At 62.5% G+C, this 11,182-nt stretch carries 8 protein-coding genes and 1 pseudogene; 5 read left to right on the top strand and 4 right to left on the bottom strand.

The window, feature by feature from the left end:
- Window positions 1–7: 7 nt before the first annotated feature.
- Complete coding sequence (locus HPT28_RS25930) at window positions 8–688, bottom strand: site-specific integrase (RefSeq protein WP_219094331.1); 681 nt, start codon at window positions 686–688, stop codon at window positions 8–10.
- Window positions 689–848: 160 nt separating this feature from the next.
- A complete protein-coding gene (locus HPT28_RS25925) occupies window positions 849–1,610 on the bottom strand; it encodes an IS5 family transposase (RefSeq protein WP_219094329.1) in 762 nt (253 codons plus the stop codon).
- Window positions 1,611–1,725: 115 nt separating this feature from the next.
- On the opposite strand from HPT28_RS25925, the pseudogene HPT28_RS25920 reads away from it, so the two are divergent.
- The 5 genes and pseudogenes from HPT28_RS25920 to HPT28_RS25900 all read left to right on the top strand — a co-directional run.
- Window positions 1,726–2,031 (top strand): annotated as a pseudogene (locus tag HPT28_RS25920) (transposase family protein); the annotation flags it as partial.
- Between the two features lie 148 nt (window positions 2,032–2,179).
- Window positions 2,180–2,776 carry a hypothetical protein gene (locus HPT28_RS27270; RefSeq protein WP_257579442.1) on the top strand — a complete coding sequence of 199 codons (597 nt, stop codon included), beginning with the start codon at window positions 2,180–2,182 and terminating at the stop codon, window positions 2,774–2,776.
- Between the two features lie 278 nt (window positions 2,777–3,054).
- Entirely contained in the window at window positions 3,055–3,264 is a 210-nt protein-coding gene (locus HPT28_RS25910) for a hypothetical protein (RefSeq protein ID WP_219094327.1), read from the top strand.
- 913 nt (window positions 3,265–4,177) lie between these two features.
- Window positions 4,178–5,182: a hypothetical protein gene (locus HPT28_RS25905; protein ID WP_219094325.1), complete on the top strand. Its 1,005-nt coding sequence runs from the start codon at window positions 4,178–4,180 to the stop codon at window positions 5,180–5,182.
- An 89-nt stretch (window positions 5,183–5,271) separates the two neighbouring features.
- A complete protein-coding gene (locus HPT28_RS25900) occupies window positions 5,272–9,615 on the top strand; it encodes a hypothetical protein (protein ID WP_219094323.1) in 4,344 nt (1,447 codons plus the stop codon).
- A gap of 59 nt (window positions 9,616–9,674) precedes the next feature.
- On the opposite strand, the gene HPT28_RS25895 is transcribed toward HPT28_RS25900, so the two are convergent.
- Both HPT28_RS25895 and HPT28_RS25890 read right to left on the bottom strand, forming a co-directional pair.
- Complete coding sequence (locus tag HPT28_RS25895; protein WP_219094321.1) at window positions 9,675–10,253, bottom strand: SMI1/KNR4 family protein; 579 nt, start codon at window positions 10,251–10,253, stop codon at window positions 9,675–9,677.
- Window positions 10,254–10,390: 137 nt separating this feature from the next.
- A complete protein-coding gene (locus tag HPT28_RS25890; protein ID WP_219094319.1) occupies window positions 10,391–11,119 on the bottom strand; it encodes a hypothetical protein in 729 nt (242 codons plus the stop codon).
- Between the last annotated feature and the right edge of the window lie 63 nt (window positions 11,120–11,182).

The following is an 11,182-nucleotide window of genomic DNA, read 5'->3' as shown; positions in this document are numbered from 1 at the left end:
CCGCCCCCTACGGCACAACTATCCAGCCAGCCAACCAGGTTGGAATCAGCTCACTGCCTCGTGCGCCCGCCCGGGGCAGGAAGTGAGAGTACTTCTTCAACGTGAACCCGGGGTCAGTGTGGCCCAGCCACTGGGCCAGGGAGACGATCGACTCGCCTGCCTCCAGTTCCTCCGACGCGTAGAAGTGACGCAGGGCGTGGAAGCCGTGTTCGCGTGACGGCTCCCACACACGTGAGCCGTCCGTGGTGCTCTCCTCGAGCGGTGCGATCACGCTCGCCTTCGCCAGAGCCGGCTTCCACACGTAGGAGTTGAAGTAGTTCCGGTTGACGGCCTTCCGCTCACGTCCCGTCACCAGGAGGTCGTACGTTCTCGGCCTCCGGTGCTTGGCTTCCACAAGTGTCGTAGGAGGGATCGGATCGTCCCAGGGCATCGTCACCGCCACTGGCGGGAAGAGCTCCATGTGCCGCAGCACGGCTCGGGCCACACTCGACGGCAACGGTACGTCCCTGACTTTGCGGCCCTTGGGGAGCGCGAAGCACAGCTTTGTGCGCACCATCTTGACCTGTCGCCGGACGTGCACGACTTCCTTCTCGAAGTCGATGTCCTGCGCGGACAGTCCGAGAGCTTCGCCTTGCCGGAGCCCGAGACCGGCACCGAGTACGACGAGCAGCCGGTAGCGGTCGACCATCGCCGCCCGCACCGCCAGTACCCGCTCGGGCGGCCACGCCTCGACTCGGCCGGGCGGAGCCGGCGGCGGGCCGACCGTGCTGGACCGGCACGGATTGCGTCCGAGGCGACGGTCCTCGACCGCGGTCTGGAGAATGCTGGACAGTGAGCCTTTTCCACTCTCACTCTGAGCTGGTCAGATGCAGGGCGAGGACGGCCTGGACGAGGCCGGTGATCCGGGTGGTCGAGCACCGCAGTTTGCGCAGGATGCGCCAGGACTTGAGGGTGGCGACGGCCTGCTCGACGAGGGCCCGGATCTTTGCGTGGGACCGGTTCACCGCCTTCTGGCCTGCGGAGAGGGTCTCCCACCGTCCCCAGCACGGGGTGCGGACCGTGCCGCCGGCGCCTCGGTAGCCCTTGTCGGCCCAGCACGGGATGCCGGCTTGGGCGAGGGCGTCGACGATGCCGTGTTCGCGGGCCGCGCGGACGTCGTGGACGGCGCCGGGCAGGGCCGGTGAAGCCCACAGCAGCCGACCGAAGGGGTCGGCGATGACCTGCACGTTCATTCCGTGCTTCTTGTGCTTGCCGGAGTAGAACGGCCGGTCCGCGGCAATGCGGTCGATCGGCAGGAGCGTGCCGTCCAGGATCAGATACGCCTTCACCGACGCGGCCCGCACCGCGTCGGCCAAGCTGGGGGCGAGAGCGGCCAGGAGCTCGACCGCCTCGGTGACATAGCGGTAGGCGGTCGTGGTGCCGACGCCGAACCCGGCCGCGAGCTGGGCATACGTGTGTCCCACCCGCAGGTGGGCGAGGGTGAGCAGGGCCTGGCGGCCGGCGCTCAGGCGTCGCCACCGGGAACCGATCGCACGGCGGTGCCGCCGCAACTGGTGCGTAAGGAAGCGGAGGGTGGAACTGGACACCTCGACACCCGACGGGGTAGACAAGCATGTGAAGCCTCTGGTGGAGACGGTTCTCTTGGTCGAAAACCCATCTACCAGGGGCTTCGCCACATTGTCAGCCCAACCGCGGCGCCCCAGAGGCAGGGTGGAAAGGCTCACTCACGACCTCACCGCCGCGCGACAGCACGGGATCATCGAAGCCCTCGCTGAAGCGGGACTCAAATGCTGGGCTGACAAGGCGTACCAAGGCGCCGGCGGAACCGTCCGAGTCCCGTTTCGGGGCCGCCGCCTCAAGCGATTGAAGCACCGTCACAACACCACCCACGCCAAGATCCGCTGCCTCGGCGAGCAGGCCATGGCCACACTCAAGGGCTGGCGGCTCCTGCGGAAGCTCCGCTGCAGCACCAACCGCATCACCGACGTGGTGAAGGCCGTCCTCGTCCTTCACCACCACGCATCAGCCTGAGGTTGGAAGAGCTCACTGTTGATTTTGCGTCAGTTATGACTCAAACACTTTCTCCAGGGAACCAAACGGGGTGACTATATGCCAGTATCCACACCTGGCCCCCGAACATGTTTACGCGGCCAGAAGAAGCGATCTAAGGAGTTTCACGTTGGGCTTCACTGCCACCAAGACCGTCAAGATCACGGCGGCCGCCACTCTGGCCATGGCCACCCTGTTCGCAACCGCGGCCACGGCGCAGGCCATGGACACCACCGAGCACACTCCTGATGGGCAGGTCGTCACCGTCTATGGGCCCTCCGAGGTTCAGGCGGCTTACGATGCCCAGACCAGCAAGGACAAGAACACCCCCCATAGCGCGTACAGCGACTCCGGACCGGAGCTTGCGGCCGCTGCCGCGTCAGCGAACGTGTGTGGATCGGGCTACACCATCTCCACCGGGGCCGCCCGGTACGGAACGTACGGCACCACTTACACCTGGACTAACGGCACCAGCACCGGTAGCAGAATCTACGACAAGCCGATCTGCGCGGTGTTCTTCAACGACACCGGCTACACCCGGTACATGGGGGTGCGACTGAAGGACAACTACACTTCCACCCCCGACACCGAAGACTTCGGCGCCTACCGTTCGTACGCGGGGCCCGTATACCAGAAGAAGGGGTACTGCGGCCGGGTTTACTCCTACATGGAGATAGGCGGGAAGGCCGTGGTGGACAACTATCTCGGCGTCGGGTCATGCAACTGACACGGGCACGTAGCAAAGGAGGCCCCGCGCTGTGGGTGCGGGGGGTTGTTCTTTGCGGGGCGATCGCGGTCAGCGGCTGTACCAACACGGACACGCAGCCCGAACCAGAAGGTACTACGACAGCCTCGGCCACGCCCGCACCCACGTCTACGACCACGCCAGATGCCACCCCCGAGACGCCGGTCGTCTCCTCACTCGAGGGAGGTAGCAAGCGCCTGGAGTACAAATGGACCACCGTTACTGCCACCCCCCGCAAAGACGGCATCCAGGTGAAGACCGTGGTACGCAACACCACGGATGAGACGAATGGCTATCACGTAGAGATCAGCGTCGGCGACAACGAGGGCTGGCTGGCCTACAACACCTTCCGCTTCGAAGACGTAGCCCCCGGCACCACCGTCGAGCAATCCAGCTTGGTAGGCGGCTCTCACCTGGGCCCCACTCCCGACGAGCCGAAGATCTTCATCGAGAAGATCGACGTCTTCTAACGAGCTCGTGCACGGTAGGCGGTGAGGCGTCGAGGGCTTCGGCAATACTCGGTGCTCACCTCTGCCATGCCGAGACGAGGTCCGTGAGCGCGGCGACACTGCTAGGGGCGGGGTGATGGGGTCCAGAATGTTGCCTCGACAGTGAGGTCGGCACTAATCATTCGGCATGTCCAGTTCGTCGATACGCGCCACATGGATGGGGTAGGGGAACCCCATAACATGCCCCGAATAGGAGCAGCATTGACCAGCATCCGCAGCCTGAGTCGCGTCCGTCATGGTCGGTTCAGTCCAGCGCAGGTGGCCACGTATACGACGCCGAGTCAATGCGGCATTCCGTGGGTCAATTACAACTGCCGGAGCCGGCCTTCCATGACATGGCCAACGAATCATCAAGTGATCCGCACGTGATCATTTCTGCAGTATCAACCGCAGAGAAGCGAAACATGAAGGTTCGACACAAGATCGGCGCCCTTCTAGCATCCACTATCGCTGTCGGTGGCGTGGTAATGACCCCCACTCTGGCGCAGGCGGGAATTTAGAAGGGCTCTGGCTCTTCTATAATTCCAAGCAATACGTGGTGAAGGACGGAAAATACGCATCTGCCTACACCACGTTCTACGGCAAAGTGTACAACCACTGGGGAACCAGCAGGTACCGGGGCTCCGCCCAATACATGTATCGCTTTGTCTTCGGTAACGGCGGCAACGGCGATGGCTAGTACATGAAGAACAACTCGGCTTCCGTGCAGAAATGCGCTCCGAAGGACGGCTATGCCGCGTACTACAACTCCGGATACGGCGGCACGTCGCAATACTATGAGCCGAGCGCGGCTGGGGCTGCACAATCATTAACCTAATCCCGGCACTTAAGAACAACAACGCATCATCACACTTTGCCTGAGAAAGGAGGATTCATGCGCACGAAGACGATAGCCGCAGGTGTGCTGGCCCTCTCTTCAGCCCTGTCGCTCAGCTCCTGTTCGTCCGCTGGCACCTCAGATGCCTCCAAGCCGGTCGGCCAGGTCCGTCCGTTGGTGGATAAGAAGAACTGGCCGAAGCCGGTTCCGGAGACCGGCTTGGCCAAGGGCCTGTCACTGCCGCTGGAGGACTACGCCATCCCCTACGCCGAGCGCGTCGACTGGGACGAGGCGAACCGGATCCTTCAGCGGCGGTGCATGAAGGACTACGGCTTCACCGTCGACCTTCCGCGGCCGGGTGTGAACCCGCCGCCGAACAACAACGAAGCCAACATCGAGCGCCGCTACGGCATCACCGACCGCCCTCAGGCCGCCAAGTACGGCTACGACCTCCCGCCGGAGCTGAAGAAGCACACTAAGCATCCGTTTGCCGACCTTCCGGACATCCAAGTCGAGGCACTGACCGGGCACACCAAACCTGGTACGCCTAAGCCGATCGGCGAAGTCAAGGGTGACGGGGGCTACTTCGCCGCGCCCCCGCAGATCAAGCCTGCGCGTACAGAGATCAACGGCAAGAAGACCCACAAGGGCGGCTGCATCGGCTGGGCAAAGACCAAGCTGGACGCCCCAGAGCCCGACCACTTCACCGTGGCGAGCTTCCTGGGCGACTCGCTGCTGAAATCCCAAGAGACCACAGCGGTCAAGAACGTCATCGCTGACTGGTCCTCCTGCATGGAGAGCAAGGGCCATGTCGGGCTCGCCGACCCCTACGAGGCGATGGAGCAGGGCGCTCCGGCCGGGGACACAGCCACCAAGAAGAACATTGCCCTCGCGGTCGACGACATCGACTGCAAGGAGAAGACCGGACTGGTCAAGGTCTGGTTCGAGGCGGAGGCGAAGATTCAGCGGCAGCAAATCAAGGACAACCAGACCAAGCTCGACGAGATCAAGCAGGGCCGAGCCGAGGCGGCCCAGGCTGCCAAAGCCGTAATCACGGGCTGACTGTTAGGGCAGCGTCCGCTTCGTCGAGATTCAGGAAGAGAGCTGTGAGAAAAAGCCCCCTCACTGTCATAGCCGCCACGGGGGCGGCCATGGCGATGATCACCTCACTGGTCAGTACCGCCAGTGCCGGAGAACGCAACGTGCCCAAGAGCGCCGCCGATGCTCTGGCCTCGGATGCTCCCGAGCCCGAGGACAAGCCAAAGCCGTCGGCGATCCCGGTTAATGACCGGAAGGATCTCCTCGGGGCCGACTACACCAAGTCGTCTGACCGGATCGTCACTATCTCCGGTGACGGCACCGGCCTGCACGTGCTGACCGGCAAGGCCAAGGACGGCTACGCGCTGAAGACGGCGGCCACCCTCTTCGAGGACGGTTTCGCCTCCGACACCTGGATCGGCAACCACTGCGTCACCGAGTCGGGTAAGTACGCCGCCGTCGCTTACGCCCCCCGCATGTTCACCAACAAGCCGGAACTGATGGCGCGCGGCGCGTTCACCGCCATCGTGAACCTGGATACGGGCAAGGTCACCAAGCTGCCGCACACCGCAACGCTGGCCTACTTCAGTCCCGGCTGTGGCAACGGGGACACGGCCGTCTTCTCACAGATGACGTGGGACGGCGATACCAAGCAGCAGACCCGGCTCGTGAGCGTCGACGCAAGGACGGGGAAGGCTGCAAAGCCGGTCGCATTCCCCGGCCAGGTCACCTCAGCCATCCCAACCAAGAACGGCATCGTCGCCGCACACGGCAACAAGGTCGTGCGGATCAACGGCACCAAGGAAAAGGTGCTGGCACGCACCAAGACCGTTCCCTTCGAGCTCACCGCTGACGCCGACGGCGGCGTGAACTTCATCGATCGGGAGCTGGACAAGAAGATAGGCAAGAAGCCTCTTTCCTGGGTCAAGCGCGTCACAGGAACGTCCAAGCCCATCACACTGGCCGAAGGCAAGCTCACGGACTGGGACCTGACCCGCTCATCTGACGGAACCGTCTTCATCACGGGCAAGGCGACCACCAAGGCCGACCTGCCGAAGGCAGTAAGGAACCCAAGCGGTCTCACCAAGGGCGCCCTGATCTCCACCACGGCGAAGATCGCGTTCACCTCCCACTGGGCTGACGGCAAGACGACCCTCATCAACCCCAAGGATGCCTCCAAGCCACGCCCGGCCCGCTTGAAGTTGACCAACCTGGCCACGAAGAAGACGGCCGAGCTGGACATCACCCCCAGCACACAGTCTTCCGGGAAGGCTTCGCCTACCCTGTCGAGCCCAAAGCCCCAGAACGACAGCAACGCTGAGACCGACGCGGGCGGCATGTCCACCCAATCATTCCGCACGCAGGCCCTCTCCGGCTTCACCGATCCTGTTGTCGGTGACCCAAACAATCCGAGCGAGAACGCCGACGAGCGTACCTGTTCTGTGCAGCGTAACGATGTCAAGCTCCAGGCGTTCCAGCCCACCCCACGCCAGATTGAATGGGCCGTGGACCAGGCCGTCGTCGGTGAGCTGAACTTCTACCGGGGTCCCGACTGGAAGAACACCGGGGTCGGCGGCTACCAACCCCAGGGCCTCTTCCCGCCGATCGTGCTGGCGGGTGACCCCAACGGCACGCTCGATAACGAGGACGCCGACGACACTGACAAGTGGCACATCCCTGCACAGGTGATGCTCGGCATCACCGCGCAGGAATCCAACATGTGGCAGGCCACCCGCTTCGCCGTGCCCGGTGTCACCGCGAATCCCTTGATCGGCAACTACTACGGTGTCGACTACGCCGCCTCCGGCGAACAAGTAGACCCTTGGCGTATCAACTGGTTCGATGCCGACTGCGGATACGGGATCACCCAGGCCACCGACGGCATGCGCCTACCGAACAAGGGCCAGTCCACGCTCTCCCCGATCGCCCAGCAGGCCATCGCCGTGGACTACACCGCCAACATCGCGGCCGGCGTGCAGATCCTTTCCGAGAAGTGGAACCAGACATACAACGCCGGGATGAAGATCAACGGCGGTCATCCCCGGTGGATCGAGAACTGGTTCTTCGCCCTGTGGGCCTACAACTCCGGCTTCTACCCCACCGCCGACTCCCACGGCCACTGGGGAGTCGGCTGGACCAACAACCCGGCCAACCCGCTGTGGAAGGCCAACCGCACCCCCTTCCTGGAAGCCTCTGACGGCAGCGACGACTACTCACACGCCGCACACCCGCAAGACTGGCCGTACCAGGAGAAGGTCATCGGCTGGGCCGCACGCCCAATTTCGGCCATGTTCGCCCCCGGCGACTTCCAGGCCGGATACCGCCCGGCCTGGTGGAACAGCACCGTCTACCGCACCGCAGCCAAGCCGCCGCTCGACCTGTTCTGCACCGAGTCGAACTTCTGCGACCCAAGCAAGATCAGCGACAACGACTCCAACGACCCCGGCATGGGGGCCTGCGGCATCTACGCCGACGAGAGCGATCCGCACTGGCTCCACTGCTGGTGGCACGAGGAAATCACCCCGAGCCAGTGGAAGAACTGCGACCAGGCCGCCGAATGCGGATACGCCGTCCACCGGTTCAACACCAGCTACGGCGAGCAGCCCGACGCCGGCTCCTACCCGCCACGCTGCGATACCGGCCTTCCGTCGAACGCACTGATCATCGATGACGTCAAAAGCGGCGTCACACCGGCAGGAGTGGACTCGAACCGGGGCTGCGGAGCGATCAAGTCCGACGGCACCTTCACCTTCGACTTCATCCCCTGGCAGACCACTATGGAACGCCCGGATTATTCGGCGCTGACGATGAACACCTACCCGGGAAAGATCGACACCCACCAGATCGGCGCCGGATACGGCAATCACTTCTGGTTCACACACACCCGTGCGCCCGAGAGTTACCCGGCCAACGCCAATCGGATGAAGGTCACAGGCACGTGGAAGCTGAACGGGCCGATCAACACCACCTCTGGCCAGGCCAAGGTCTTCGCGCACATACCCGATCACGGGGCACAGACCACGAAGGCTACCTACCGGATCAAAACGGATGAAGGTGAGATCGACGCGACGATCTCACAGAAGGCCAACCAGTCAAACAAGTGGGTCGACCTGGGCGCCTACTACTTCAAGAACACCCCGCCCGAGGTCCGGCTGGATAACTTCAACGGCGGCACCGGAGATGCGGACATTGCCTTCGATGCAATCGCCGTCGTGCCCGGCACCTACAACGGCATGAAACTCGGCACCTACCCACTGCCCAACCCCAACGCGGCGGATCCAGGGCCCATCGAGCCGTCAGAGGAAATCCCCGGAGGCTTCTTCCCGACACCCTCCGGAACCAGCTCCACCACCACCCCCGTGTCACTGAGCAGTACCGCCTCATGTTCAACCGCCTCGGCGTCGATCGCACGCAAGCGCGCCAGTGCCTGTATCCACGACACTCTGTACGTCACGCACTTCGAAAACGGGAGGCCGGACGGAACAGCAAGCTTCGACTACTTCAACACGGTTTACCTCGACCCCAAGAGTGCTGAATTCTCGCAGGTCACAACGCTTTCCCTCAAATCGATGGACGGCGCGATGAACACGGCCAATCTGGACTATCGGGCAAAATGCCGGGGTAATTGCGTCATCACCAGTACTGACTGGAACGGGTCCAAGACTTGGAAGAAGGGAGACAAACTCAACAGGACCATCATCACGCGCATGAAGTGGACGTCGAGCCAGAACACCAAGAACACGATCGTCCCGTACTGGACCTTCGGCGGCTCGACCAACGGCGACCCGATTGCGAACCCACTAGAAGTCGAGAACTTCAAACTTGATATCCGATGTGACAACCAGGTCGCTAACGCCGGAACCGGCTGCGTCTTCTCCGGCTACAAGCCGACCTACGTCATGAACACCAAAAAATTCCCCGGCGCAGCGGCACACATCGCCCTTATGTGGAATAAGACGAAAATCGTCTACGGGAAGCGTAGCAGCGGCAAGCCACTGAGGTATCTTGCCAACAAGATGTCTAACGACGGCAGCGGCAAGACCCAGCAGGAGCGCAACCGTCAGAAGATCTGCAAGCGGAAGTGGCGTACGTACGCGGGAACCGGCCTGTTCACCGACCTATGGGGAACAACGGACTCCATCAGCTGTGACGAGTTCGCCTTCGCCAACGCCTACCAGAGCGGCGGCAATCCGACCTCCAACGGTGGCACCAACCCCGTGGGCTACAGCGGCGCCGAGTGCGTCCAGACCTACATCAAGCGCAACAGCGACGACACGATCTCCATCCACCTGCGCCCCGATTACCCGGCGCCGAACTGGAGCGAGCCGTGTGGACGGTCCTCGATGTCGAACTGGCAAAATACTCAGTCTATGCGCCCGTTCGGTGACTTCATCAAGGAGCAGCGCCTGATGCAGGACGACCAATACTGGGTCGACCTCGACGGATTCACTCTGTAGCAGAGCATAAAATTGTGGGCCCCATCATGAAATTGGTGGGGCCCACGGTATGTTCGCAGTCAAGTGAGTTGATCAAGATCCTCCTGGTCGAGGTCGTCGATGTCCCAGACGATCATCTCGTTATAAATACCGGCACGGCTCTGCATCAGCCGGAACGACTCTTCCAGATACGCTGACAGCGACGGATATACATCCTCTTCAATGGGTCCGCCATCGGACCATTTGCCGACGGCCCCGGTTGCGCCGTCGATGAACAGTCCGTAGAGCCAGTCACTCTCGACTGCGAAGGGGACCCAATGGCGCTTCCACTCGCCGTCTTGTTCTCCACCATTGTAGACAGCGTTCATGTGCTCATTGACACGGACGAGCAAATGCGTCGATAGGATGCTATAGAAGTCAGAGACAAACTCACCGGACCGCCGAGGACGCATGCCGTCCGGATCATTGGGGTCGACCTGCACGCCGTTGTTCATCTGCAGCATGAACGACAGCTCCTCAGGTAGATGTGTTCCCAGTCGCGCTCTGGTATGCGCCAAGGTATCCGATGTCGCACCTTCCTGGAGCTGTGCGTAGGACCGCGGTGCGTTCTGACGAACCCACTCAGTGATCTGACTCCATGCCGAAAGTTCACATGTCACGACTTTCTACCTTTCGTGTCTGCCGATCGAAGCCGACGCCATTACAATGATAACGTCGTCCCATCGAACTGGCACCCCCCGTAATCGAGAATTGCGCATTCCTCACTTTTTGAGCACCCATGGTCACCATGGACGGGCTACGGCAGAAGCTGTGCGCGCTTGTCGATGTAAATGGGTGTGACCCCGAGCTGGTTGAAGAACCCGTCGGTGAAAGTGACTACGGTGTTCCAGGCCCAGGTGGTGCAGCCATGGCCAAGACAGCGGTCAGGGAAGAAGGGGTGCCCTTCTGCGCTGAAGGGGTTGGCCTGGAACTTCCGCTGGGCCAGTTCCGTGGCGAGCTTCCTTTCTTTCGCCCACGGGCCCGTGCCCCACCCGGGCCCGTAGTGCACCAGCTCGTTGCGTAGCTGCACGACCAGCCGAGCGTCCTGGTACTCCTTGCCGCCCTCGCCGAAAGGCTGCCTCCGGAGCAGGTGAAGCACCAGCTGGATGCGGGCCAGCAGGGCAATGGATCGCTCGTCGAGGGCCTTCATCAGGCCGGTGAGGGCATTCCGCTCATCCACCGACAGTGTTCCCTGTCCTCCCCCGACCGGCAGATGGTCCTTGGAAGCCGATGCCAGCAGCTCGTTGAGCGAAGCCTCCAGGAAGGCGACTGTGGCGAGGATGGAGGCCATGGCGTAGGAGCGGTGCTCGGCCTGCTGGCTTGAGGACCAGGTGAGTCCACTGCGCTTGTCGTTGTCGCTGGGGGCCACCCGGTTCTGCTCCAGTTCCCCGCGCCTGCGGGAGAGCAGTGTGGCTGCGAGTGCCTGATCGAGGGAATACCAGTGCCATGTCGCGACGCTCGGGTCAAAAGCTTCTGCTTCCGGCATACCCGACAGTGAGTTGATTTCAACCTCCGTTTGAGCAGGTCAGGTGGAGGGTGAGGACGGCTT

The sequence above is a fragment of the Streptomyces sp. JJ38 genome, assembly GCF_019303475.1.
In the GTDB taxonomy this organism is placed as follows: Bacteria; Actinomycetota; Actinomycetes; order Streptomycetales; family Streptomycetaceae; genus Streptomyces.
This window is presented reverse-complemented; position numbering and strand designations above follow the sequence as displayed.

What these genes read in the sequence shown, in the direction of transcription:
- HPT28_RS25930 (WP_219094331.1), bottom strand. Translation starts at nt 688, where the DNA reads ATGGTCGACCGCTACCGGCTGCTCGTCGTACTCGGTGCCGGTCTCGGG.
- HPT28_RS25905 (WP_219094325.1), top strand. Translation starts at nt 4,178, where the DNA reads ATGCGCACGAAGACGATAGCCGCAGGTGTGCTGGCCCTCTCTTCAGCC.
- HPT28_RS25900 (WP_219094323.1), top strand. Translation starts at nt 5,272, where the DNA reads ATGGCGATGATCACCTCACTGGTCAGTACCGCCAGTGCCGGAGAACGC.
- HPT28_RS25890 (WP_219094319.1), bottom strand. Translation starts at nt 11,119, where the DNA reads ATGCCGGAAGCAGAAGCTTTTGACCCGAGCGTCGCGACATGGCACTGG.